The sequence below is a fragment of the Micromonospora sp. DT46 genome (assembly GCF_049841735.1).
In the GTDB taxonomy this organism is placed as follows: Bacteria; Actinomycetota; Actinomycetes; order Mycobacteriales; family Micromonosporaceae; genus Micromonospora; species Micromonospora reichwaldensis.
Genome location: NZ_JBNCKW010000007.1, coordinates 233,159 through 259,598 on the forward strand (window position 1 = coordinate 233,159; position 26,440 = coordinate 259,598).

Genomic DNA, 26,440 nt, shown 5'->3' on the forward strand with positions numbered 1-26,440 from the left:
TGCCCATGATGTGCAGCTACAGCTTATTGGCAACAGAGCGAGAGTGTTTCAGGTACCCCGCAGTCGCTCACGCACCCCGGGCGACGGTTGCGGTGATCCGGTCGGTGTCGCCGGCATGGCGTGCCGGCGACACCGACCGATGGACCAGCCGGGTCAGGTCTCGGGTGGTGTGGCGGTGGCGGCGACGAGCAGGGACAGCTCTCGTACGAGGTCGTCCATGGACTGGCCGCTCTGCGCCCGGAGCAGCCCGAGGCTCAGGTCTGCCAGCAGGTAGAAACCGAGGGTCCTGGCCTGCTCGGTGCCGAAGGCGGCGAGCAGTTCCTCGGCGCCGCCGAGATCACCGCGGTGCTTGGCCGCGATGACCCCGGCGGCCCGTTGGAGCAGCTCCGCCGCAGCCGGGGTGGGCTCGGTCACGCCGATCAGATCTTCGGCGTCGTGGCGCGGGCGGCGTCGAATCGGGCGATTACGTCCGACCAGTTGACCAGGTTCCACAGCCGGTCCACGTAGTCGGGCCGCACGTTCTTGTACTGCAGGTAGTAGGCGTGCTCCCAGGCGTCGAAGACCAGCAGCGGCGTGGAGCCCTGCCCGATGTTGCCGTGATGGTCGTACACCTGCTCCACGATCAGCCGCTGGCCCAGCGGCTCCCAGGCCAGGACTCCCCATCCGGAGCCCTGCACGCTCTTCGTGGCGGCGGAGAGCTGCCCGGCGAACGCGTCGAACGAGCCGAAGTGCTCATCGATCGCGGCGGCCAGCTCCCCGTCCGGGCGGTCGCCGCCGTCCGGGGACAGGTTGCCCCAGAAGATGGTGTGCAGCACGTGACCCGACAGGTTGAAGGCGAACGTCTTCTCCAGGCCGACAAGCTTCGAGAAGTCGCCCTTGTCGCGGGCCTCGGCGAGCTGGTCCAGGCCGTCGTTCGCACCCTTGACGTACGCGGCGTGGTGCTTGTCGTGGTGCAGCTCCAGGATCTGCCCCGACATGGCCGGCTCCAGTGCGCCGTAGTCGTAGGGCAAATCCGGCAGGTTGTAGACCGCCATCAGAACTCCTCTGTTGCTGCCAAGGCTAGGTTGTTGCCACTATCTTGCAACATGAGGAGTGCGTACGCGCTGAGGAGTGGCGATTGAGCACATCGGGAGCCGACCGGGTGGACGCCGCGGTGAGGCGCCTGCGTCGTGCGGGCCTGCGCAACACCGCACCACGTCGGGGAGTACTTGACGAGCTCGCCCGTGCGGTTGGCGACCAGGGGCACCTCACCGCTTCCCAGCTGCACCACGCGCTACTCGCCCGCGGCCTGGCCGTGGAGCTTTCCACGGTGCACCGGGTCCTGGCGCAACTGGTCGAACTCGGCATCGCGCACACCGTGCCCATCGGCAGGACGATCACCTTCGGTCTCGCCGACGACGCGCACCACCACGCCGTCTGCGCAGGCTGCGGCGACATACGACAACTGCCGGCCGAGGCGGTCGCGGCGAGCGTCGCCGCCGCGCAAGCCGCCGGCATCGAGGCGGACCCCAGCGGGCACCTCGCGGGCGTCGTCGTCTACGGACGGTGTACGCGGTGCCGGACGACGGCTCGCTGAGGCCGAATCCGCTGGTCCACGGCCCGCCACGATGCCGGCACCGGTCACGACGGCACGCCCGTCGAGCCCTCGGAAACCGACGTGGGCAACCGCAGCGGCCTCGCCGATCTCCGATGGCGCCGTCCAGCCCTGGCACCTGGCCATGCCCCACCAACCGGCCCAGCCTTACTGCCACTCATGTGCAGTTGCATAATATGGGCGACTATGGAAACGCATGCCGGCACCCCGAGGCCGATCACGCGCTACGGCGCCCCGGTGCTGCACCGCCGGTGCGCCCCGGTGACCGTCTTCGACGACGCGCTCGCCACGCTCGTCGACGACATGTTCGCCAGCATGTACGCCGCCCACGGCGTGGGTCTGGCCGCGAACCAGATCGGCGTCGACGCCCGGATCTTCGTCGTCGACTGCCCCGACGCCACCGGTACCCACACCGTCGCCCACGTGATCAACCCGGTGCTGCACCTACCCGAGCACCGGGAACTCGTGACCGACTCCGAGGGATGTCTGTCCGTCCCGGGACAACAGGCCGACCTGGCCCGCTCCGCCACCGCCGCCGTCACCGGAGTCGACCTGCACGGCGAGCCGATCCGCCTGGAGGGCACCGGCACCCTCGCCCGCTGCTTCCAGCACGAGGTCGACCACCTCGACGGCCTCGCCTACGTCGACCGGCTCCCCATCAAGCAACGTAAGCAGATCCTGGCCGCCAGCGCCGAACACCCCGGCGTCGGCGTCGGCACCCCCGACGGCACCTGACCATGCCGATCGTCCTCGGCATCGAGACGTCCTGCGACGAGACCGGCGTCGGCATCGTCGCCGACGGTGTCCTGCTCGGCGACGCCCTGGCAACCAGCATGGAAGAGCACGCCCGCTTCGGCGGCGTCGTACCCGAGATCGCCGCCCGCGCCCACCTGCACGCCATCACCCCGATGGTCACACACGCCCTCGACCGCGCCGGTATCGGCTTCGCCGACATCGACGCCGTCGCCGCGACCGCCGGCCCAGGCCTCGCCACCGCCGTACAGGTCGGCCTCGCCGCCGGCAAGGCCTACGCCCTCACCCTCGGCGTGCCCCTCTACGGCGTACACCACCTCGCCGGCCACGCCGCCGTCGACATCCTCGAACACGGGCCCCTGCCCGCCCGCTGCGTCGCACTGATCGTCTCCGGCGGCCACACCAGCCTGCTGCTCCTCGGTGACCTCGCCCGTGACCCGGTCGTCCACCTCGGCGACACCGTCGACGACGCCGCCGGGGAGGCATTCGACAAGGTCGCCCGCCTGCTCGGCCTGCCCTACCCCGGCGGCCCGGCGATCGACCGGATCGCCCGCACCGGCGACCCCGCCGCGATCGCCTTCCCCCGGCCGATGACCGGCCCACACGACCCGCCCTACCGGTTCTCCTTCTCCGGCCTCAAGACCGCGGTGGCCCGCTGGGTCGAACAACGCCGCGACCAACCAGTTCCGGTGGCCGACGTCGCCGCCTCCTTCCAGGAGGCCGTCGCCGACACCCTCACCCGCAAGGCCCTCGCCGCCTGCCGCGACCACCACGCCGACACCCTCCTGCTCGTCGGCGGCGTCGCCGCCAACAGCCGCGTGCGCGCACTCGCCGAACAACGCTGCCGCACGGCGGGCGTACGGCTGCGTGTCCCCTCACCACGGCTCTGCACCGACAACGGCGCCATGATCGCCACCCTCGGCGACCTCCTCGCCGCCGCCGACGCTACCCCGGACCCACTCGACCTCGGCGCCGACCCGTCCGCCGTACTGCACGGCGCGCTCCTGCACGGTCCCCGCTGACGACACGACCGGGTCGGCGGCCACACCTTCACCGTGCGCGATGCGACCGCCCCGCCGTCCGGGGCGCCAGGGTCAGGCGGCTGCGCACCTCCGGCGGGCTGTCGAGGCGTACCTCGTACAGCCGCCCCTCGGCGTGCGCCGGCGTCTGGTCCGTGTAGTGCGGCGAGAGGGGATGTCCCGAGCTGCCGTGGCGGAGCACGTCGCGGATGCGGGTGCTGCCGGAGGGGCCGAACTCCACGACGAAGCGCCAGGGCGCGCCCTCGACCACCTGGCCGTGGCGGTCGGGATACATCAGGCAGACGCTCTGCCCGCCGCCGCTTACCGGGGTCGGGGGCGATCCGTACAGCGAACGCAGCGTGTCCGACGCCGCGGCCAGGGGATGCTGGTCCGCGATCCGGTTCGACCTGCCGTAACGCCAGCCGGTGGGGTCGTCGCCGAATCTGTCGGCGAGTCGACGCGCCGCCTCGGTGAGGGCGTCGGCCACGACGACCGGCATTTCCTCCGTCTCGCCGAGCCGCCGGCGGGCGTCCGCGTCCATCACCAGGTGATCCACCTGGAGGGTCACATCGGTCATGGCGTCGGCGACGGCCGCACCGAGCCGGCTGGTGATCCAGCGCTCGGTCAACACGCGGGCCAGCGCCCCGAAGACCAGAGGTGCGGCCTGATCGGCGTCGTCCCTGCCGTCCCAGGTGGCCAACGACTGATGGCCGAACACGGCCAGCGGCGACTCCGGTGGATTCTCGTCGAGCGCCTTCAGCAGGGTGGGCAGGATGCGCTGTGCCCGACCGTTGCGCAGGTCCATCTGCCACGCGCCGAAGTCGTCCGGGCGGACCGTCGGGGTCGCCGTCAGCAGTTCCTCGATCCGGTCGGCCCGGTACGGTCCGCCCCAGTCGCTGCCCAGGTGCGGGGCGACCCCGTCGGGCAGGATCTGGTGGTTGGCGCTGACCACGAAGCCCGCTGGCGGATCGACGACCTCCGGTAGCTCGTCGAACCCGAGCGTGGTGGTCCAGCGAGCGGCCACCTCTGCCGCGCTGGCCGGGGCGAGGGCCTCCCGACGGTCCCGGCGGGGCACGATTCCGGCCGTCCGCAGCGCGACCGTCCCGTCCCGGGTCGCGACGACGAGGTTGAGCACGGGCACACCGAAGCCCCGCAGGGTTTCGCGGAACGCCGGGTAGTCGCGCGCCCGCCACATCCGCTGGCAGCTCTCGGCCTCGGTGGACGGGTGCAGACCACTCCAGTAGAGGGCCACCGGCTCGGCTTCCGCACCGCGCGGGCCCGGCAGGTCGACGTATCCCGTACCGCCTGCGGCGCGCACGGAGATCTCGTTCCCGCCGCGCACCCGGACGACGCTGGTCTGCGACCACCGTGGCTCTCCCGTCGGGTCCGGCCGCTCCCCCACGGCCAGGTCCTGGGTGTCGATGGTGGAGTTGGTCACCCCCCACGCGAGGTCCGGGTTGGCGCCGATCACCAGTCCGGGCACGCCCGGCACCGTCACCCCGTACGCGCGTTCGCCGTCGAGGTCCAGTCCCAGCTGGTACCAGAGGCTCGGCTGGGTGAACAGGATGTGCGGGTCGTTGGCCAGCGCGGCGAAGCCGGCGGCGGACCTGGCCGGGGACACCGCCCACGCGTTCGAGCCGCTCCCCTGCCGGCCTGCGAAGAGGTCGCCGAGGTGGGCGGCGCCGGCCGCGGAGAGCAGCGCGGTGTCGCCGCGCCGTGCCGCCGGCCCCGCCGGGGCGCCGGCCCTGATGGTGACGCTGCCGCCGGGCGGGTACTTCGGCGCCAGGAAGCTGTGGACGAGGTCCGGTCGCTCCGCCAGCAGCCGGCTACGGAAGACCTCCTGCTGCAGGTTGCGGCCCAGGTGGAAACCGAGCTGCTTGACGACGGCCAGCGAGTCGCCGACCGACCACGGGCCCGGCCGGTACCTCAGGAGGTGGAATTCGGGCGGGAGCTGCCCGCGGCGCCGCATCCGGCGTACCGCGGTGTCGACCCCGTGCGCGAAGGCCGCGAGGTTGGCGCGGGCAGGCGGTGAGAGCAGCGCCTCGCTCTGGTGGGCGGCCCGTTCGAAGGCGAGGGTACGGGCGAGGACGTCCGAACCGGCGGCACGAGCGCCGAACACCTCCGCCAGTCGTCCGGTCGCCCGCCGGCGCAGGACGTCCATCTGCCACAGCCGGTCGTACGCCATCGCGACCCCGACGCCCACGTAGAGATCGCGCTCGTCGCCCGCCCGGATCCACGGGATGCCGCGTTCGTCCCGGTCGATGTCGACGGTCCCATGCAGGGCCGCCACGGAAAGTACCCGGGTGCGCCGGAGCGCCCGACTGCTCGGCCAGGCGGCCAGGCGCAGGATGCCCGCCGCGGCTCTCATGACGCCTTTTCGGTCTCCGCCTCCGGGAGGGTGTCGTGGCGGCTCAGGTCGGGGATGCGCCGGCCGACCAGCAGGTAGAGCGCGACGCTCACCAACGCCAGGGAGCCGATGGCGAGGAACATGACCGGCCCGCCGAAGGACGCGAGGACGAGACTGCCGAGGAACGGTCCGGTGAACCCGCCGACCTGCGCGAAGGTCTGTGCGCCGAAGTAGGCTCCGCGCCGTTCCTCGGGCGCGATGCGGTCGACGAGGGCGAACTCCGACGGCACGATCAGGGTCTCGGCGACGGTGAACACCACCATCGCCACGATGTAGTGCCACATCTGCTCGGAGATCGCGAAGCCGGCCATCCCCACGAAGGTGAGGATCCCACCGAGGGTGATGGCGTTCAGCGGGTTGTAGCGCTGCACGTAGCCGGCGGCGAAGAGCTGGAGAACGATCACCGCCACCGCGTTGGTGGTCATGACCGCGGCGAGCACCCGGGCGCTGTCGGCGAAGTCGATGACGAAGTTCTGGGCGAGCAGCACCGAGATCCTGCTGTGCACCGTCTCCAACAGGATCGCGCCGATGAGCAGGAGGAGCAGGCGGCGGTCCGACATCACCGCCCGGGCCGATTCGCCCAGTCCCCGGACGATGGCGCCCGTGCTGCGGCCGAGCGTCGTCAGCCCGCCGTCCCCCGTGGACGGCCGTGGCAGTTGCCGCGTGGCCGCCCAGAGGACGGCGAGGTAGACCAGGTACACGCCGGCGGCGGCGGGGAACGAGAGCCGGGCGCCGGTGAGCCCGAGGGCCACGCCGATCAGCGGACCGACGGCGTAGCCGGCGTTGATCGCGAGGTACTGGTAGGAGAACCACTTCACCCGCAGCGCGACGGGGAGCAGGTCGCTGATGAGTACCTTCGCGACCGGGCTGAAGGCACTGGTGGCGAACGCCATGGACGCGTTGAAGGCGAACGCCGTCGCGGCGTCGCGGGCGAAGTAGAACCCGACGAAGCTGCCGATCACCACCAGCAGGCAGGAGAGCAGGACCCGGCGGCGGCCCACGATGTCGGAGAGCGCGCCGCCGAGGAACCCACCGGAGATGCCGAAGAGCACGGAGGAGCCGATGACCAGGCCGACCGCCGAGACGGACAGGCCGAGTTCGTTGCGGAGGTAGATGGTGAGGAAGGGAATCGTCACGCCGTTGGCCAGGCTCATCACGCCGGAACCGCCGACGAGGATCCTGGCCAGTCGCGGTGGGCGGAACGCTGCGCTCGCAGCCGGTTCCCGGGTCAACTCGGATTTCCTTCCGTCTTGTCCTGCTGGCGCTGGAATTCGGTCATTGCCTCGGCGACGGTCGCCGCTCCGGGCTCACGCAGCATGCCTTCGTGGCTGGTGGCCACCACCGTCTCGGTCAGGTTCGGCAGCACCAGGTGCCAGCCCTCGGTGTGCCCGCCGTCGTCGGTGGACCTCTCCAGGCCCGCCACCAGGAGCAGCGCGGGCACGGCCAGTGCAGGCGCGGGCTCTGCCATGATCCGTCCCATCGTCCGGTAGTCCTCGAAGGCGTGGGCGAGCCCGCCGATCGTGGCAGCCAGCGCGGGCGCCGCGGTGGAGGCGGCCCACCGCAGCAGTTCCGTGTCGGCCATCCCGGCTGCGGACTGCGGGGAGAGCTCGCGCCACCGGCGGGTGTGCTCGGGAAACGCGAGGGCCACGTCGGAGAGGAAGGCGACCAGCTGGGCCCGGTGCTCCTCGGAGAGGCGCTGGTGGAGACAGCGTGGGCTCGGCGCGTCGAGCAGGGTGATGCTCCGCACCTGGTGGCCGGCCGCCCGTACCGCGTGGGCGAGGTGCAGCGCCATCGCCCCACCCAGGGAGTGTCCGACGAGGTGGACCCCGGGATCGACGACGGGCAGCAGCTCGGTCAGGCACGCCTGCGCGGCCACGGCGGAGGACGGCGTGCCGTCCTGGGCCCGGAGGAGGTCCCGGGTGTGCAGGGCGTGGAACGGGCGGCCCCGGACGTGCGTCGACAGCCGCGCCATCGAGGCTGCGATCCCGAAGACGCCGGGCAGCGCCACCACGGGCGCCCGGCCCGCCGCGGAGTCCCCCAGCGGCAACAGGTCGACCGGGCGGCGGGACGCCGCACCCGGGCCGGCCTGCCGGGCCCGGCGGACCGCGCCCGCCACCGCCCGTACCGTCGGCGCCCGCAGGAAGTCGCGCAGCGGGACGACGACACCGAACTGCCGGCGTACGGCGGCCAGCAGGCGGGTCGCCAGCAGGGAGTTCCCGCCCTGCCGGAAGAAGTCGGTGTCCGGTTCGACCTCGGTGCCGGGCAGCAGCTCGGCCAGGATCGTCAGCAGGGACCGCGTGACGTCGTCGACGCCCGCGGGCACGTGTGGCGTCAGGACGGGGCCGGGATCGGGCAGGGCTGCCCGGTCGAGTTTGCCGTTGGCGGTGCGCGGCAGCGCGTCGACGGCGACGAACGCGGACGGAACGGCGTACGCCGGAAGCCGGTCCTCCAGCCGGGAGCGCAGCTGCGCCGGGCCGGCGTCGCCGACGACGTACGCCACCAGCCGCGTTCCCGTGCCGGGTGCGGTGTGCGGCACCACCGCGGCCTGCCGTACCCCGGGCAGGGCGAGCAGGGCGGCGTGCACCTCCCCCAGCTCCAGGCGGTAGCCGCGGATCTTGATCTGGTCGTCGTTGCGCCCGTGGTACTCGTACTCGCCGGAGGGCGTCCGCCGGGCGAGGTCCCCGGAGCGGTATCCGCGTACCGGCCGGCCCTGCGCGTCGGTGACGGTGACGAACCGCTGCGCGGTGAGTTCCGGCTGCCCCAGGTATCCGAGGGCCACGCCCGCGCCCGTGACGATGATCTGCCCGATCCCGCCGTCGGCGACCGGCTGGTCGTCCTCGTCCCACAGCAGGAAGTCGAGGTCGGGAAGTGGCGCGCCGATCAGGCTGGTCGTGCCGGCGAGGTCGGGGGCGAGGATCCGGCGGTACGACGCGTGGACGGTGGTCTCGGTGATCCCGTACATGTTGACCAGTTCGGGCCCGGCGTCGCCGTACTTGGCGACCCACGGCCGCAGGTCCGCGAACCGGAGCGCCTCACCGCCGAAGACCACCCACCGCAACGGCAGCCGGTCGTCGTACTCGTCCTCCTGGGCCGCCAGCGCACTGAAGGCGGTGGGCGTCTGGCTGAGCATCGTGACCCGCTCCGCCCGCAGCAGGCGCCGCAGGGCCACCGGGTCCCGCATGACCTCGCCCTCGACGACGACCACACACCCGCCGGTGAGCAGCGCCCCCCACATCTCCCACACCGAGAAGTCGAAGGCGAACGAGTGGGCCATGGTCCACACGTCGCCCGGCCCGAACCCGAACAGTGGCTGCGTGGTGCCGATCAGGCGCAGGACGTTGGCGTGGGAGACCTCGATGCCCTTGGGACGGCCGGTCGTGCCCGAGGTGTGGATGACGTACGCCCGGTCGGTGGGCGCGATCGGGCGGGCCGGTGCGGCGGGCGGGTCCGGCTGCTCCCCGCCGTTGTCCGGCGCGTCGAGCAGGACAGCCGCAGCCGTCGCGGGCAGGGAGCCGGCCAGCGCACCCGTGGTGATCACGAGGGACGGCGCCGCGTCACCGACGATCGTGCCGGTACGGACGGCGGGCGCCTCCGGGTCGAGCGGCAGGTACGCGGCCCCCGTGCGGAGCACCGCCAGCGCCGCCACGATCATCCGCGCCGAGCGCGGCAGCAGCACGCCGACCGGCCGACCGGGCGGCGCGACAGTCGCGATCCGGCCGGCCAGGGCCCGGGAGGCGGCGGCCAGTTCCCGGTACGTCAGGGCCTGCCGGTCGCAGCGGACGGCGACCCGGTCGGGGTGCCGTCCGGCGACCTCGTCGAAGGCGGCGACGAGGTTGTCGGCGGTGACCGGTGCGGTGGCGGCCGGGCCGACCTCCGGTGTGGACACCTCGCGGCGTCCGGCGAGCCGCCGACGCAGCCGTAGCGCGCGATCGGTCGACGTCATGAGCATCTCTCCCCAGGTTTCGTCCCGCTGGTCCTCACAGGGCGAGCACCAGCGGGACGATCAGCCCTGCCGCTTCGACCCGCGACACGTACGCGCCCCAGTGCGGGGAGTCGATGAGCGTCGCCGTCGCGCGGTGGTCGATCTCCAGGGACTGGCCGCTCACCTCCCGCCAGATCTCCCCGAGCGCCCCGCGGTCCTTGTCGTCGACGAGCGTCGCCTCCTCCACCGGCCGGTCCGGGCTGCCCAGGAAGAACCTCAGCAGCCGGTCGGCCGCCCCGGCCAGCCGGTCGACGGCCTCCGGGGTGAACAGCGACCGGTCGTACTCGATGGTCAGCCCGATCCGGTCCTCGTCGGTGAAGTGCAGCAACAGGTCGAAGCGACTCGTCTGCGCGCCCAACGGGGTCACGCTCGTGTCCAGGCCCGGCAGCGCGGCGACACCGTGCATCGACCGGGCGACGGAGACCACGACCTGCACCAGGGGGTTCACCCCGGGTCGACGGGGTGCTCCCACGAGGTCCACGATCTTCTGCAACGGCAGGCTCTGGTGGTCCAGGGCGTTCAGGGCGCTGTCCCGGACCGATGCGACGACGGCCCGCGCGCTGTGCTCCGGGTCGACCTGGTAGCGGAACGGCACGGTGTTGGCGAAGAAGCCGACGAGGTCCCTCGTCTCAGCCGGGTGCCGACCGGCGACGGCCGCGCCGATCACCACGTCCGACTGCTGGGCGAGCTTGGCCATCAGCACCGCGCTGACGGCGTGCACGACCATGAAGAGGGTCACGTTGTGCTGCTGCGCGAACGCCCGCACCTCGGCGGAGAAGGACTCGTCCCACTCCCGGCGGCGCCGGCCCGCGGCCCGCGCGCGGTCCTCGGTCCGCTCCAGGTCGGTCGCGAGGGCGAGTTCCCCGTCGTAGCCCTTCAGGTAGGACCGCCAGAAGTCGCCGTCGCGTCGGGCCGGCGCCGATTCGAGGTAGTCCTGCTGCCAGCGGGAGTAGTCGCCGTACTGGATCGGGAGCGGGGCCAGGTCCGCCTCCCGACCCGCCCGGTGGGCCGCGTACGACTCCGCGATCTCCCGCAGGATCAGCTCGTTGGACCAGCCGTCGGTGACCACGTGGTGGCTCGTCCATTCGAGCACGTGGTCCCGGTCGGCGAAGCGGTACAGGGTGGCCCGGGTCAGCACGCCACCGAGGTCGATGCGTCGCGTCGCCCGCTGCCGGACGTACTCCATCATCGCCTCGGTGTCCCCCTCCGCGACCACGCCGTCGGTGACCTCCCGGACCCGCAGGCGCGGCTTCGCATCGGGGTCCACGACCAGCAACGGCACGCCGTCGCGTTCGACGATCCGGCTGGACAACACCTCGTGCCGCGCGACGAGCCGGTCGACGGCCGCCCGCAGCGCCGTCACGTCGAGGTCACCGCGCAGATGCAGGAGGTACCCGTCGGTGTAGGCGCCGTCGGAGTCGATCTGGTCGAGGTACCAGAGGCTCGACTGCGCCATGGACAGCGGGAACTCCCGCAGGCCGGCGGGCCTCGCCGGGATCGGCACCTCCGACTCCCGGTCGTCGGTCAGCGCCGCCTCGACCCGGGCGGCGAAACCCCGCAGCGTCGGGTTCTCGAACAGTTCCCGGATCGGCAGGCGGACCCCGAGGCGGTCCCCCAGCCGGGCGAGGACCTGCGTCGCGTGCAGGGAGTGGCCGCCCAGGTCGAAGAAGCTGACCTGGGGCCCGGGCCGGCGACCGGCGAGCACGGAGGCCCAGATCTCGGCGACGGCCTCCTCCGTCGGGGTCATCGGGGCGGAGTTCTCCTCGGTCGGTTCGTCGACCGGGGACAGGGCCGTCGCCGCCAGCGCGCGGGTGTCGACCTTGCCGTGGCTCGTACGCGGCAACTGGTCGACGCGGACGAGGAAGTCCGGGATGGCGTTGCGTGGCAGGACCTGGCTGAGCCCGGAGCGCACCTCCTCGGGCCGCAGGTCCCGGCGGACCAGGGAGCCCTCGGTCGCACCGCCGGCGCCGCCGGAGACCACCTCCGGTACGAAGAAGCCCGCGAGTTGCTTGCCGCCGTCGGCGGACTGCCGGACGATCACGACGCTCTCCTGGACGCCCTCGACGCCGGCGAGGGCCCGACTGACCTCGTCCAGTTCGACCCGGTTCCCTCTGATCTTGAGCTGGTTGTCGGTCCGGCCGAGGAACTCCACCGAGCCGTCCGCCAACCGGCGGCCACGGTCACCGGTGCGGTACATGATGCCGTCCCCGTCCCCGTCCCCGTCCCCGTCGCCGGCGAAGGGGTCGCCGACGAAGACCGCGGCGGTCCGGTCGGGGTCGTTGACGTAGCCGCCGCCGACGCAGACGCCGCCGGCGTACAGCTCACCCGGCGTGCCGGTGGGCACCGGCTCCCGGGCGCCGTCCAGCACGTACAGGGCGGTGTTGCGCGCGGGCCGTCCGAGGGGGACGGAGGCGTCCCGCTCGTCGACGTCCGCCGCGACGAGGTGGTGCAGGACGTCGTCGGACGTCTCGGTCGCCCCCCACATGTTCAGCAGTCCCACCCCGGGCAGCAGCCGGCGGAACGTGTTGGCGGACTGCGGGGTCAGGGTCTCCGCCTGCGAGGCGACCCAGCGCAGGCGGAACGGGGGGAACGCGTCGACGCCGTAGAACGCGAGTTCGGCGCACATGATGTTGAGCACGGAGGGCGTCACCTCCAGCACGGTGACCCCGTCCTCGGCCACGGCCCGCAGCAGCGACGCCGCGTCCTGGCCGATCTCGTCCGGGTAGATCACGGTCGTGGCGCCGACGGCGAGCGGCGCGAGGAGTTGCCAGACGGAGATGTCGAAGGTGGCGGCGGCGTCCTGGGCCAGCCGGTCGCCGGGCCGCAGGTCCAGTTGCTGGATCTTGGCGTCGATGTGGTTGAGCATGCCGTCGTGCCGGATCAGGGCGCCCTTGGGGTCGCCCGTGGATCCCGAGGTGAAGAGGACGTACGCGCTGTCCCGACCGCCCGGTGCGGGGCCGAGCCCGGCCGGCGTGCCGGCGGCGGCGAGGACGTCCGCCAGATCGACCAGCTCGACCTCACCGATCGCGGCCAACGCGGCGCGGTGCGTCTCGTCGGACACCACCAGCCTCGCCTCCGCCCGCCCGACCATGCGGGCGACGCGTGCGGCCGGGCCCTGCGGCAGCGGCAGGTACACCGCGCCGAGGCGGAGGATGGCGAGGGTGACGACGAGGTAGTCGATGTTCCGGCCGCTGGCCAGGCCGACCACGGTGCCGTGGCCCACCTGCCGGTCACGCAACCATCCGGCCGCCCGCTCGACGTGCGCGGCGAGCTCCCGGTAGGTGATCTCGCGGCCGCGGCAGACGGCGGCCACCTCGTCGGGGAACGTCCGCACCGAATGGGCCATCCGTTCGAGGAAGCCCGTGGCCGTCGCCGGCTCGACCGGCCCGCGTGAGATCTCCACCAACGCCCGGTACCGCTGCTCACCGAGCAGCGCGACCTGCGTCGGCTCGTCGTCGGGCTGGTCGACGACGCTGGTCAGCGCCCGCAGGAAGATGTCCGCCACCTCGTGGAGCTGGTCCTCCGAGATCCGCTCCATGTTCGCTTCGAGGTCGAGCGTGAGCAGTCGACTGAACGGGTCCTTGTTGAACTCGGCCCGCAGGGTGAAGTTCGTCTGGATGTAGCCGAAGCCGTCGACCACCTCGATGCCGGTGGCGTGGGCGAGCCGTTCGTAGCCGTGGAAGTGGGTGTAGTTGAACATGATGTCGGTCAGCTCGGGCACGCCGGCGAGACGGAGCATCTCGGCGTGCGGGAAGCGCCGCACCGGCAGCAGTTCCCGCTCCTTGTCGCTGGTCGCCGCGATCAGGTCGCGCCAGGTGCGACCCCGCGGCCGGAACCGGAAGGGTACGAGGTTGAGGTGCAGGCCGATGACCTCGGTGCCACCCTCCTCCTCGATCCGCCCGTTGGCGGCGACGCCCAGCACGACGTCGTCGCGTCCCGTGAGCGCCATCACCACCCGCGCCTGGACGGCCATCACCACGTGTTTGACCGACACCCCGCAGGCGGCGGCGAGCTGGTGCAGGCGGTCGGAGAGTTCCGCCGGGAGGTCCACGCTGAGGAAGCCCATCCGCCCCTCGTGGACGGCGCCGGAGCCCCGGGCGAGGCGGGGCAGCAGGCTCGGCTCGACGTCGGCCAGTTCCTGCCGCCAGAACTCCCGCACCGCCTCGTCGCGGAGCACGGCCTGTTCCTCGGCGATGAAGTGGGCGTACCGGCGGACGGGCAGGGCACGGTCGTGCGACGCGATGCCCTGCAGGTCCTGCCAGTAGTCGACGAGGATCTCCGCGAGCAGCGACGTCTCGCTCCACCCGTCGAACATCGTGTCGTGGAAGCTCATGGAGAACATGAACTCGTCCGGGCCGAGCAGGTGCGCCGTGAACCGCACCAGTGGCGGCTGCGCCCAGTCGTACGGGTTGCTCATCTCCCGACGTTGCCAGGCCTCGAACTCGGCCAGCTGCCGATCCTCGTCGAACCGGCTCAGGTCCGTCACGTTCAGTGGGGTCCGGGCCCGCGCGTGGACGACCTGGAGCGGTTGCGAGAAGCCGGACAGGTGGAACGACGTCCGCAGGATCTCGTGGCGCTCGGTCACCCGCGCGAGCGCGCGGCTCATGGCGTCGTGGTCGAACCCCGCGCGCAACCGGAACATGAAGATGTCGCAGTACATGTTGACGCCCTCGGCGTACGCGCTGTGGAACAGCACGCCGGCCTGGAGGGTGGCCAACGGGTAGGCGTCCACCGCGTCGGCCGGCAGGTGCGCCCGGTCCGCCGGGTCGATGAGGCTGAACGGCTCGACCGGCGGGTCGGTCGACTCGTCCGTGGTGACCGCGTACGTGGCCAGCGCACGGGGCGTCTTCAGCTCGTAGATGTCGGCCAGGTCCAGCGTCATCCCGCGGTTCGCCGCCGCCGCACGCAGCTGCACCGCGATGATGGAGTCCCCGCCGATGCCGAAGAAGGAGTCGTCGGGTCCCACCCCCTCGACGCCGAGCACCTCCTCGAACAGCGCGCAGATCGCCCGTTCCACCGTCGCCGTCGAGGCGTCGGCGACCGCCTCCGTAGCCATCGGCGCCCGGAGCTGGTTGGCCGGGGTGGGTGCGGGCAGGAGCGTGAAGTCGGCCTTCCCGTTGGCGTTCACGGGAATCTCCGGCACCGGGACGACGAACGCCGGAAGCATGTACGACGGCAGGCTCGCCCGCAGCAGTTCCGGGATCTCGCCCAGCTCGCAGCCGGGGTCGTGGGTCACGTACGCGACGATCTGCGTCCGGTCGTTGCCGGCGCCCGACGCCGGCTGCCCGGCCCGGACGAGACTGCGGACCGAGGAGATCCGCCCGGACACCGCCTCCTGCTTCACCACCGGATTGCGCTGCGGGCGCGCCCGACGGACGGTCACCGCGACCTGCTCGACGCCGGGTACCGCGCTCAGCGCCGCGTGGATCTCCCCGAGCTCGACCCGGTGCCCACGGATCTTGACCTGGTCGTCGGCCCGCCCCAGGTACTCGTACTCCCCGGCGGGGGTCAGCCGCGCGAGGTCACCGGACCGGTATCCCCGCACGGGCCTGCCGTCGACGGTCAGGTCGAGGAACCGCTCAGCGGTCGCTCCGGGCTGGCCCAGGTATCCGGTGGCCACCCCCGGTCCGGTCACGATGATCTCGCCGGTCTGGCCCGGGGCCACCGGCCGGCCCTGCTCGTCCCCGAGCAGGAAACCGAGGTCCGCCAGCGGACGGCCGATGAGGCTGGCCGTGCTCGTCAGATCGGCCGCCAGGACCCTGCGGTACGAGGAGTGGACCGTCGTCTCCGTGATGCCGTACATGTTGACCAGCTGCGGCTGCTGGTCGCCGTACCTGTCCACCCAGGGCCGGAGGTCACCGAAGCGCAGCGCCTCGCCGCCGAAGACCACCCACTTCAGCGGCAGCCTGTCGGGCCGGGAGACCTCGTGCGCCACCAGGCTGTTGAAGGCGGTGGGGGTCTGGCTGAGCATCGTCACCTGTTCGTCGGCGAGCAACGCCCGGAAGGCCACCGGGTCCCGTGCGACGTCCTGTCCCACGACGACCAGCCGGCCACCGGACAGCAGCGCGCCCCACATCTCCCAGACGGAGAAGTCGAAGGCGAACGAGTGGAACATCGTCCAGACGTCCCCGGCGCCGAAGCCGAACTGCGGCTGGGTGGCCCGGATCAGGCGCAGCACGTTGCCGTGGCTGACCTCCACGCCCTTCGGCCGCCCGGTGGTGCCCGAGGTGTAGATCACGTAGGCGCGGGTGTCCCACGCCGCGGGGCACCGCCCGCCGGTGTCGTCGCTGCGGTCCTCCGTGACGTCCTGCGGCCCCATCACCGGGGTGTCCGGCGGCAGCAGCTCCGCCAGCTCGGAAGTCGTCAACACCACCGAGGGCGCCGCGTCCGCCACGATCATTCTCAGCCGGGCGGCGGGGGTGGACGGGTCGACCGGCACGTACGCCGCGCCGACCCGCAGCACGGCCAGGCTCGCGACCACCATGTCCACCGAACGCGGCAGGAGCAGCAGCACCGGACGCGACGGGTCGTCGACCCGCGCCCTGATCGCCGCGGCGAGCGCCGTCGAGCGGGCGGCCACCTCGGCGTACGACATCCGCCGGTCGCCGCAGCACACCGCGATGCTGTCCGGGTCACGTCGGACGACCTCGTCGAACGACTCCACCAGATTACCGACGGCACCATCGGAAGCAGTCATCATCTCCGCCTTAGCTGAGTCGAACCGGGTCGTGAGCGAGTGGTGCGGACGGCCGTCGGACCAGCCGGGCGAGGTTCTCGGAGAACCGCCGGCACACCTCGGCAGCCGTCTCCGCGGACACGAGGGTGCGTTGGTGGACGAGGCGGAACGCGAGTCCGCCCGCGTCGAGGGCGCCGTAGAGGCTCGTCGCGAAGGCGACGTCCACGGGCGGCACGTCGAACGTCTCGACGTCGTGGGACCCGATCCGTCGCCGCCGGCGGCTCCAGGGCACGGACAGTCCGACGTCGCCGCCGTCCACCGGCTGCTGGAGCGTCAACGTCGCCTGGAAGAGCGGATTCTGGCCGTGCCGATCCGCGGCGAGTGCCCGGACCAGGTCGCTGAAGGGCACGTCCGCCGTCGACAGCGCCGCCCGCAGTTCCCGCCACAGGCGTTCCTCGAGTGCCGACGGATCGGGCCCGTCGGTCAGGTCACCGAGGACGGGCACCATGTTGACCAGGTAGCCGACGGTGCCGGCGAAGCGCTGGTCGGTGCGCCCGTGGTGCGGCGCGCCGATCACGATCCTGGGCTGGCCGGTCACCTCGTGCAGGGCTTGAACGTAGGCGGCCAGCAGGGAGACGAACGGGGTGAAGCCGCGCCGCGCCGCGTGCCGGTGGAGGGTCCGTACGACGTCCGGGTCGGCCTCGAAGTCGATCCAGCCGGCCCGGTGCCGGTCCGGGTCCGGCCGTCGTCGTGCCGACCCGCCGCCAGCAGGTCGTTGCGGAAAGAGTACGAGGTCACGCAGTGGCCGCCACCTCTCCGCCAGGGCCGTGACCCGGTCGCGCCGGTCGGGATCGAGTCGCGCCTGCTGCTGCAGCCGGGCCCAGTCGGTGGCGTCCGCCGCGCCCGGTCCCGCCGTGACCGGCGGGGCGTTGCCGCCCGTGATCCGGGGCAGGATCTCGGCGAGCAGGAGCTGAAGCGACCAGTGGTCGACGACCGCGTGATGACACGCCACGAGAAGCACCGTGCCGTCCGGCGGGTACGCCACCCCGGCCCGCACCAACGGGCCCTTCACCAGGTCGAAGGGGCGGTAGGCCCGCTCGTGCAGGTAGGCGCGTACCGCCTCGTCGGGGCCGTCCGGGAAGGCCCGGCACTCCCAGTCGACCGTGCCCTGCTCGTGCACGGTCTGGACGCCGGATCCGAGCGGTCCGAGCGTCGTGCGCAGCGCGGGGTGCCGAGCGACGGCCTCGTCGATCGCGGCCCGCAGCAGGTCCTCCTCGACGCGGCCGGAGACGCGCAGGGCGATCGCCAGGCTGTTCGCCCGGTTGCCGCGGGACACCTCGTCGTAGAAGTGCAGCTCGACCTGGCCGGCCGAGGCGGGGCTCACCGCGCCGGTCTCCGCCGGCAGCGGCACGGCGGCCGGGCCGGGGCTCGCGGCGGCGGCGACCAGCTCGGCCACCGACCGGTCGCCGAAGAACAGCTCGGTGTCCAGGGTGCCGTCCACCAACCGCTCGACCGCCGCCTTGAGTTCGATCAGTCGCAGCGAACCGAGTCCCAGCGCCGCCAGCGGCAGCGACGGGTCCCACTCGGCCCCTTCGAGGTTCGCGTACCGCCGGACGAGCTGTTCCACCGCAGTGGACCGGTCGCCGGGGTGGGTGTCGGCGGCGGCCCGCTCGGGCGCCACGGACGGGACCGCCGGCACGACGCGCTTGAGCCGCCCGCCGACGAACTGCTCCCTGGTGGCACGCCGGCGGACCTTCCCGCTGGAGGTCTTCGGTATCGCGCCGGGCATGACGACGACCACGTCGTCGAGGTCCAACCCGCACTCGGTGGCCACCCGACGCCGCAACCCGCCGGTCAGCGACGCGAGCAGCGCGGGGTCCGCGAGCAGCCGCGCCAGCCCGCGGCGGGAGGCCTCGACCACCAGTGCCACCCGCTGGTCACCGGTCTCCGGCTGGAACGCCGCGGCGCCGCCCTGGCGCAGGTGCTCGTCGCCCGCGGTGGCGACGGCCTCGATGTCGTGCGGGTGGTAGTTGCGGCCCGCGCGGATGATCAGATCCTTCTGGCGCCCCGCGACGTAGAGCTCGCCGTCGTACATCGCGCCGAGGTCCCCGGTACGCAGGAACGTCCCCTGCTGGCCGCCGACGGTGGCGGCGAACGTCGCGGCGGAGTCGGACCTGCCCCAGTACCCGGCGGCCACCCCGCCGGAGCTCACGCAGATCTCGCCGACCTCGCCCGCCGCGCAGGATGCGCCGTCCGCGCGGCGCACGACGACCGTCGTACCCGGTGGCGGGGTGCCGCAGGAGACCAGCGTGACCGGGTCCGTCCCCGCTGCTCCGGTCGCCCCGGTCAGCCGGCCCGTCTCGAGGGCGTGCCGGTCGAAGGTGCCGGCGCGGTAGCCGGTCGACGCCTCGGGGCCGCTGACGAAGAGCGTCGCCTCCGCCAGGCCGTAGCACGGATAGAACGCCCGGCGGTCGAAACCGAGCGGCGCGTACGCGGCGGAGAACGCGTCCATCGTCCGCCTGTGCACCGGCTCCGCGCCGTTGAAGGCGACCCGCCACGAGCTGAGGTCGATCCCGTCGAGCAGCCCGGCGTCGAAGCGGTCCGCCAGGAGCTGATAGGCGAAGTTGGGTCCACCGGAGAGGGTCGCCCTGAAACGGGACACCTCCGCTGGCCACCGCAGCGGATTCCGGACGAACGCGAACGTGTCGAGCAGGACCGCCGGTACGCCCATGAACAGCGGCAGCAACGTGGTGCCGATGAGACCCATGTCGTGGTACATCGGCAGCCAGCTGAGCACCACGTCGTCGGCGTTGATCCCGAAGCCGGCCGCGATGGCCCGGTGGTTGTCGGTGAGGTTGCCGTGGCCGACCATGACCCCCTTGGGATCGCCCGTCGATCCGGAGGTGTACTGGAGGAAGGCGAGGTCGTCCGGCGCCGGCCGGTGGGGGCCCACCGGAGCGGCGTGCGCCCGCACCGCCTCGATCGGGTGCACCGCCGGTCCGCCCGGCTCGGCCGCCAGCCCCGACAGCGCTTCGACCAGCTTCGCGGTGGTCAGCGCGTGGGTGGCTCCGCAGTCGCGCACGACGGTGGTGACGCGGTCGAGGCGCGCGTTGGGGCCCGGCGGGTAGAGCGGCACCGCGACCACGTTGGCGTAGAGGCAGCCGAGGAAGGCCGTGACGTAGTCGAGGCCGGGTGGGAAGAGCAGCAGCGCCCGGTCACCCGGTTCGGCGATCGACCGCAGGTGGCCGGCCACGGTACGAGCGCCCTCGTCGAGCTGCCCGTACGTGGTGCTGGTCGTCGCCCCGGCGCTGTCGACGAAGGTCAGCGCGGGGTCGTCCGCTCGGGTGTCCGCCCAGGCCGACAGGGCCACGATGAGCGAGGTGTGCGTCATGGTCGTCCCTCAGTGGGCCGGGGCCAGGGACGCTTCGTCGCTGACGGCGTCCGGGCTGTCCTCGTCGACCAGCAGCTGGACCTGGTCCACGGCGGTACGGATCCGGCGGACGACCTCCGCTCTGCTGGAGCCCGTGGCGATGACGTACCCCAGGCGGTCGTAGCCGTTTCGCGGTGGTCGCACGGAGGTGCCGGGGGACGCCGTCACGGTCACCTGTTCGACGCCGTCGAGGCGCTCGATCTCCGCCCCGCCCACGGTGCCCCGGAGCGTCCCGGGTCGGGAAGCCACCAGGAACTCGATCGCGGCGTACCCGTGGGTGGTCGAGGAGAGCCGGGTCGGTCCCCCGACGGCCGCGGCCAGCTGCGCGGCGAGCAGGTCGGAGCCGGTGGCGAGGCGGTAGAGCTCGGGGATCATCCCGCCAGCCGGGCGGGGATTGATCTCGATGATGGCCGGGCCGGACGGCGTGAGGCGTACCTCGGTGTGGGTGGCCCCGTGTGACATCCCGACCGTGGCGAGCGCCCGCAGGACGGCATCCACCATCTCGGTCGCCTGATCCGCCGGCAGGTCCGCGGGAAAGACGTGACCGAGCTCCGCGAAGTACGGCCCGCCGGTCACCCGCTTCTCGGTGATCCCGAGACAGCGGTTCCCGGTGCTCTCGCCGAACACCTCGACGCTGAACTCGGCACCCCGCACGTACTCCTCGACCAGTGCGCAGCGGGCGGTCGGCATGCCCCGGACGTTGACGCGCATCGCCAGGACCGCCGCCACGTGCGCGGTCGCCTCCTCGACGGTGGCGCAGAGCAGCACGGCGTTGGACCCGGAGTCGTCCGCGGGCTTCACCACGCAGGGCAGTCCGACCTCGCGCACCGCGGCAGCGGCCCGTGCCGGGTCCGTCACCGCGACGAAGCGGGGTTGCCGGATCCCGCTGTCCCGCAGCGCCTCCCGCAGCAGGGCCTTGTTCCGACAGGCGGCCACGGCCGCCGGCGGGTTGCCCGGCAGTCCCAGCCAGTTGGCCAGTTCGGCGGCGAGCACGGTGTAGAAGTCGCTCGTCGTCGTCACCCCGGCGAGCTGTTCACGACGGAACCTGCCCTGAATGAGCGAGCGCAGGGCCGGCAGGTCGTGCGTCTCGCAGACGAGGACCTCGCAGTCGGTGTCGGCGAGCCCCGGGTAACGGTCGGGACGGTCGGTGAGCAGCACCGGACGCAGCCCCATCCGTCGTGCGACGCTCAGGGCGAGCACGCCGGTCCCGCTCGTGTTCGCCTCCAGGAACAACAGGTAGCGCTCGCCGTCCGTGCGCGGGACGTCGTCCGTCCGCGACCAGCTCACGGCGACCTCGCCGGGGCTGATCGGACGCGGCCGGTCCGCCGCGTCCATCTCGTGCAGGCGGTCGGCGGCCCATCCGTCGTCGTAGACGGTCTGCGCGTACCGGTCGCCGCGATCGGGGAAGATGCCGACGATCCGGGTCCCCGGCTCCGCCCGGCGAGCCACGTCCTTCAACACCTGGTAGACCGAGCCCGACGTGTTGCCGCCGAAGATCTGCTGCTCGCGGGCCAGGTCACGGGTGGCGCCGAACGCCTCCCGGTCGTTGAGCCAGTGCACCTCGTCGATCTGGCGACGGTCCAGGTTGGCGGGCTCGAGGCTATTGCCGAGCCCGCCCTGCAGCCTGGTGGGCACGTCCGGCTGACCGAACAGCACGCTGCCCACGCAGTCCACCCCCACCACCCGCAGCTCGGGCAGCGTGCGTCGCAGCGCCCGGGCCGAGCCGCACAGCGATCCACCGGTGCCGACCGCCCCGACCAGGACGTCGAAGGAGGTGAGGTCCCCCAGCAGCTCCCCGGCCAGGGACCGGTACGCACCCGGGTTGTCCGGATTCCGGTACTGCTCGGGAAAGAACGCACCCGGCAGGGCTTCGAGGAGCTCGTGCAGCCGTTCGAGGCGGGCACCCTGCCAGCCCTGGCTGGACATCCGGTCGACGACGTGCACCTGGCAGCCCAGGGCGCGCAGCTTGGCGAGCGTCACGGGGTCGATCCGGGGGTCGGTGACGACGTGCACCGGATGGCCCAGGGCGGTGCCGACGAGGGCGACTCCCAGCGCCATCGTGCCGGAGGAACTCTCGACGATCGGCGCGCCCGGTCGGAGCACGCCCAGCCGTCTGGCCTCGAGGATCACGTAGCGGGCGACCCGGTCCTTCATCGCGAAGAGGTTCTGGAGTTCGAGTTTGGCGTACACCTCGACGCGCGGGTCGACATCCATCCTCAGCCTGATCAACGGCGTGTGCCCGATGGCGTCGACGACACTCTGGAAGATCACGCGCTGGCCCCCGATCGTCCGTGGGTGCCGACGTCGCTCGCGCCCACCCGGGCTGCTCCGCTCAAGATCGTCATTCTTCCCCCGCTTCGACGCTCATCGACGCCCGAGCAGCGCCCGAGCGGCACCTCGCCGTTCACGACGGTCGTCCCACCGCTGCCGGAGGAGCCGGAACTCGTCCGCCTGGCTGGCGAGCAGGTCGGCCAACGCCTGGGGATTGACCGAGCCCGCCGACCGCTTTCCACGAATCGCGTTCTCGACGTCGAAGGCGTCGGCGAGCACGCGTGCGGCGTCGGAGACCTGGTATCCGTACCGGCCGGCGACCTCGGCCAACAGCCCGGGGTCTCCGGGATGGGGCGGGATGTCGGCGGAAATGGCGGCGGCGATGTACTGCCCGACGACGATCTGGGAGTCGCGCCAGGGGATCCCGTCGTTGAGGGTCAGGTCGTTCGCCAGTGCGAACGCGCCCAGATACTCCCGCCGGCAGGCTTCCCGCATCCGGTCGGACCGGAAACGCAGGTTGTCGACGACGGTCGAGAAGAGCCGCAGGGCCGTCCGCGTGGTGGCGACGGAGACATGGAGGTTCGCGGTCGCCTCCTTGGACACCTCCACCATGTTGGAATAGGGCGTCGAGCGTTGGGCGAGGACGATGTCCACACCGAAGGCGCCGAGATGCGCCAGCTTTCCGCGGATCCGCTCCAGGATCGGAAAGTTCTTCTTCTGCGGCATCGCCGCCGAGATGCCGGAAAGCTCGTCAGGCAGGTCGATGAAGGCGTACTCGTTGCTGCCCCAGGTCATGAGATCGGTGACGAAGCGGCTCAGTTCGGCACCCAGAATGGAGAATTCCGCCATCATCTCCAAGGCCAGCGACCGGGACGCCACGGCGGTCAGGGCGTGCGGAACCGGTCCCGCGAAGCCGAGCAGGTGCGCCATGCGATGCCGGTCCCAGGGCAACTGTTGGCCGGCCATCGAGCCCGCGCCGAGCGGTGAGAGGTCGTTGCCGTCATAGGTGGCGAGCCAACGGCGCAGGTTGTGCAGAATCTGCTGGGAGAGGGCGGCCAGGTAGAAGCCGGGAGTGATCACCTGGGCCGCCTGGAGGTGGGTGTATCCCGGCATCAGCAGGTCGGTCGTGCCGTTGGCGAGTCGATGGACAGCCTCGCCGAGGCCCAGCAGGTCCTCCGCCGCCCCACCCAACCACTCGCGTGCCGCGAGAGCGTGTGCGGTCGCCTGAGAGTCGTTACGACTGCGGTCGACGTGCCAGGCCGGGACCGGCTCGACCAACTGACCATGCACCCACTGCTCGATGGCCATCGACGTGTCGGACATGTTGGTGGCGGGGTCCGCGCTGAGCGTGGACTCGTCGATCCTGCAAAGTCTGTCCGCGATGTCTCGTCGTTGATCGCCGGTGATGACTCCCATCCGCTCGTACTCGAGCAGGAGAACCACTTCCACAGCGAGATAGTGAGGAAGCAGGTGAGTCATGTCGAAGTCGAACTGCGGTCGGAGGATTTCGTCATGCACCTGCCGGGACGGACCGCTGGACAACCGTCCTGACATCAGGGCGGAGCCCTCGGGAACGAGCTGCAACTGAAGACCCCCGTTACGGAGTTGCACGGCCGGACTGCAACCCGAATCCGCGCCCTGGGGCGCGTGACATCGCCTGCGGATCGGACCGCCTCGAATGAAGGACAGTCACCTGTGGTGGGTGCGACGATTCACAAGGAAGGCGCGATCGGCGGCACTGGACGAATTCGACGCTTGCCGTCAGCAGACATGAGCCCAACTCCCCCGTGGAGCGATTACGAACTCGTGCAGGCAACGGAGCGTGAATCGGCAGTTCGTGCCAATGCGCGGTCTTCGATGGGGCGAGATTAGCCGCGCGCCTCATGCCTCGCAAGGGACTGCATTTCGCGCGCTATGTCTGATACGGGTCGCATTTGTTCGTCCCGGCACCCGGCTCCGAAGCACCCGCCTGGGCACCCTGACGATGGTGGGAGCTTTCCCCCCGGCCGGGGCCACCCACGGCCATTGATACTGCTGGCAGGCTCACGGCCAAGACGAACGAGTGCCATTGGCGCGTGGAAACTCGGAAGGTGTCAGGGGATTTGGTCGGCCCCATCCCCTCGTCAGCCGACACGGGACAGTGCCTGTCTGCACGTGGCCCCTTCAAGCGGAATTCCAGGCTCCGTCGATGGCGCTAACTGGAAGCATCACCCGCGACTACCGACCGTACGGGCGGGCATGGCGTTCCGACCCCCCGGACGGCGACGACTTCCCTTCCACCGCCCGTGCCGGCGGCACGGCTCATCGAGCCGGTCTTGGCGATCGAGGCATTGTGGGACGGCGATACGGCGGGTAGGGCGTACTCCTCCTTGCCGTCGTTCACCGGCCCAGCGCGCGACACCCGCAGTTCGACGAGCAGGAGCTGGCGTTCGTTCACGGTCGCGGCGCACCAGTGCTCCACCAGCACTGGTCTGCTTGGTACTCCAACGTCACTTGGCTCCGGCGTTGGGCGTGGCGCGGGCATGAAGACGGCCACCGCGTTGATCATCGATGGCTCCTGAGGACAACCGAAGATCGTGCGGCGGCCGTGTGCCGCAGCGTAGACCCCGCCGGGTGGCGGGTCATCCTGGACGAGGCCGTGACACGTGTTGCTGACCGGTTCGTGCGGGCCGGGCCGCGCGCGGCGGCGGCGCAGTTCGTGGAAGGGCAGCTGTCGGGCATAGAACGCAAGACCTGCTGGCCCCTCGCGGAACGGGCGGGTCACGACGATCCGCAGGCGATGCAGCGGCTGCTGGGTACGGCGGCGCGGGACGCAGCAGGAAGGCTTCGCCCGGATCCGGACCTCGTCCCGGCCCGGCTCACCTGGATCAACCCCGCCAGCGAGATTTTGACAAGACCCGTTGGGTCAATGTCGAGGTCCTTGAAACCCACGCCAACAAGGGCGAATACTGACCTAAATTACGCGACACCGGGCCTCACCAGGACGGAAACAAGCATTATCTTCAATCGGGTCATCACGGGCCGCACCCCGCGCGATCACGAGAGGTAGTTGGTTGCGCACCTTGCGTGAATGCCGAGCGTGACGAATACTGGATCGGACCGATCGGCTCACTTCCACTCCGCAAGTTGCCTCATTTCCGCGCGCAGATCCGAATGGATCTGTTCGCCTCCCGTGCGCCAATTCGGGCCGCCGCCACAGTAAGAACGAGTTGCCCTTTGCCGTGCTCTCCGAACGCGGATGCGCCCTGCCCGGGAACACCACAATCGAAAGGAGAAAGGCTACATGCCCTTGTCCGTGCCCGACCTCGCCTCGCTCGACGACACCCCGGTGACGATCCGGTCGACGGCATTTCCCAACGTGTTCCTGCGACTGGCCGGTGGTGGCGTGACCGCCGCCACCTCCACCGGCGGTGGGTACGTCAACTGCCAGTACACCCCGGTCGGCGACTTCGAGCGGTTCAGGGTCCGCAGGCAAACTGACGGCACGTACTCGTTCGAGTCGGTGTTCTTTCCGAACGTGTACGTGCGGATGGACGGCACCGGTGTCACCTCGCAGACCGTCAACGGTGGCGGAACGGTGAACTGCCAGTTCACCCCGGCCGGCAGCCCGCCCAGCGCCTACGAGCGGTTCAAGGCCAAGGCGCAGGCGGACGGGTCGATGTCGTTCGAGTCGGCAGCCTTCCCGAACGTGTACCTGCGTATGGAAGCTTCCGGGTTCACCGCCAACAACGGCAACGGTGGCGGCACGGTGAACTGTCAGTACAACGCCAACGGCGGGTCGCACGAGAAGTTCTTCATCAACATGGTCGACCAGCGGCTGAACTTCGCCATGCAGCCCCAGGTGCAGACCCAGTGGTGCTGGGCGGCGAGCGCGGTCAGCATCGCCGCGTTCTACAACGCGAACACGAACTGGACCCAGTGCTCGCTGGTCAACGCGGAGCGCGGGGTGAACAACTGCTGTGGCGACGCCGGCGCGAACTGGCCGTGCAACCAGGGTTCCTGGCCGGAGGGGCCGATGCAGCGGGTCGGGCACCTTCGTGAGCGCTTGGTCGGCGTGCTGACCCCGGCCCAGGTCGGAGCCGAGTTGGCCAAGTCCCGGCCGTTCGCGATAAACACGGCCTGGGCCGGCGGCGGGGGGCACATCCTCGTGGTACGGGGACGCTACGTCGCCGACGGCGTGGAGTACGTGAGCGTCGGGGACCCGTGGTACGGGGACTCGGACGTGACGTACGAGGCCTTCCGGAACCGGTACCAGGGCAGTGGTAGCTGGACCCACACCTACAAGACGCAGGCCTGAGGAGCTACGGA

Annotated in this window: 13 protein-coding genes; 4 read left to right on the forward strand and 9 right to left on the reverse strand. The window is 71.5% G+C overall.

Annotation, left to right across the window (positions count from 1 at the left end; all coding sequences use genetic code 11):
• Window positions 1–153: 153 nt before the first annotated feature.
• A complete protein-coding gene (locus tag ACLQ20_RS20975; protein ID WP_327028916.1) occupies window positions 154–414 on the reverse strand; it encodes a superoxide dismutase in 261 nt (86 codons plus the stop codon).
• Window positions 415–419: 5 nt separating this feature from the next.
• A complete protein-coding gene (locus ACLQ20_RS20980; protein WP_151452286.1) occupies window positions 420–1,034 on the reverse strand; it encodes a superoxide dismutase in 615 nt (204 codons plus the stop codon).
• Between the two features lie 107 nt (window positions 1,035–1,141).
• On the opposite strand from ACLQ20_RS20980, the gene ACLQ20_RS20985 reads away from it, so the two are divergent.
• From ACLQ20_RS20985 to tsaD, 3 genes are all read left to right on the forward strand, one after another.
• Window positions 1,142–1,576, forward strand: a complete 435-nt coding sequence (locus tag ACLQ20_RS20985) for a Fur family transcriptional regulator (RefSeq protein ID WP_192581202.1) — start codon at window positions 1,142–1,144, stop codon at window positions 1,574–1,576.
• A 204-nt stretch (window positions 1,577–1,780) separates the two neighbouring features.
• Entirely contained in the window at window positions 1,781–2,329 is a 549-nt protein-coding gene (gene def, locus ACLQ20_RS20990; protein WP_151452288.1) for a peptide deformylase, read from the forward strand.
• Window positions 2,330–2,331: 2 nt separating this feature from the next.
• Window positions 2,332–3,369 (forward strand): tRNA (adenosine(37)-N6)-threonylcarbamoyltransferase complex transferase subunit TsaD, encoded by a 1,038-nt coding sequence (gene tsaD / locus ACLQ20_RS20995; protein WP_151452289.1) that lies wholly within the window; start codon window positions 2,332–2,334, stop codon window positions 3,367–3,369.
• 28 nt (window positions 3,370–3,397) lie between these two features.
• On the opposite strand, the gene ACLQ20_RS21000 is transcribed toward tsaD, so the two are convergent.
• From ACLQ20_RS21000 to ACLQ20_RS21030, 7 genes are all read right to left on the reverse strand, one after another.
• On the reverse strand, window positions 3,398–5,734 hold the full coding sequence (locus tag ACLQ20_RS21000; RefSeq protein WP_425857363.1) for a penicillin acylase family protein: 2,337 nt from the start codon (window positions 5,732–5,734) through the stop codon (window positions 3,398–3,400).
• The gene (locus ACLQ20_RS21005) at window positions 5,731–7,005 is read right to left on the reverse strand and encodes an MFS transporter (protein WP_225851844.1); all 1,275 of its coding nucleotides are present in this window, start codon (window positions 7,003–7,005) and stop codon (window positions 5,731–5,733) included. Before ACLQ20_RS21005 ends, ACLQ20_RS21000 begins: the two co-directional genes overlap by 4 nt.
• On the reverse strand, window positions 7,002–9,716 hold the full coding sequence (locus ACLQ20_RS21010) for an amino acid adenylation domain-containing protein (protein ID WP_358118527.1): 2,715 nt from the start codon (window positions 9,714–9,716) through the stop codon (window positions 7,002–7,004). Before ACLQ20_RS21010 ends, ACLQ20_RS21005 begins: the two co-directional genes overlap by 4 nt.
• Before the next feature lie 34 nt (window positions 9,717–9,750).
• On the reverse strand, window positions 9,751–16,452 hold the full coding sequence (locus tag ACLQ20_RS21015; RefSeq protein WP_425857365.1) for an amino acid adenylation domain-containing protein: 6,702 nt from the start codon (window positions 16,450–16,452) through the stop codon (window positions 9,751–9,753).
• Window positions 16,453–16,462: 10 nt separating this feature from the next.
• Window positions 16,463–19,822, reverse strand: a complete 3,360-nt coding sequence (locus ACLQ20_RS21020; RefSeq protein WP_425857366.1) for an AMP-binding protein — start codon at window positions 19,820–19,822, stop codon at window positions 16,463–16,465.
• A 9-nt stretch (window positions 19,823–19,831) separates the two neighbouring features.
• Entirely contained in the window at window positions 19,832–22,132 is a 2,301-nt protein-coding gene (locus ACLQ20_RS21025) for a pyridoxal-phosphate dependent enzyme (protein ID WP_425857368.1), read from the reverse strand.
• Window positions 22,133–22,225: 93 nt separating this feature from the next.
• Window positions 22,226–23,716 carry an argininosuccinate lyase gene (locus ACLQ20_RS21030; RefSeq protein WP_425857369.1) on the reverse strand — a complete coding sequence of 497 codons (1,491 nt, stop codon included), beginning with the start codon at window positions 23,714–23,716 and terminating at the stop codon, window positions 22,226–22,228.
• Window positions 23,717–25,415: 1,699 nt separating this feature from the next.
• Between ACLQ20_RS21030 and ACLQ20_RS21035 the strand changes: the two genes are divergently transcribed.
• Window positions 25,416–26,429: a papain-like cysteine protease family protein gene (locus ACLQ20_RS21035; protein WP_192581205.1), complete on the forward strand. Its 1,014-nt coding sequence runs from the start codon at window positions 25,416–25,418 to the stop codon at window positions 26,427–26,429.
• Window positions 26,430–26,440 lie beyond the last annotated feature (11 nt).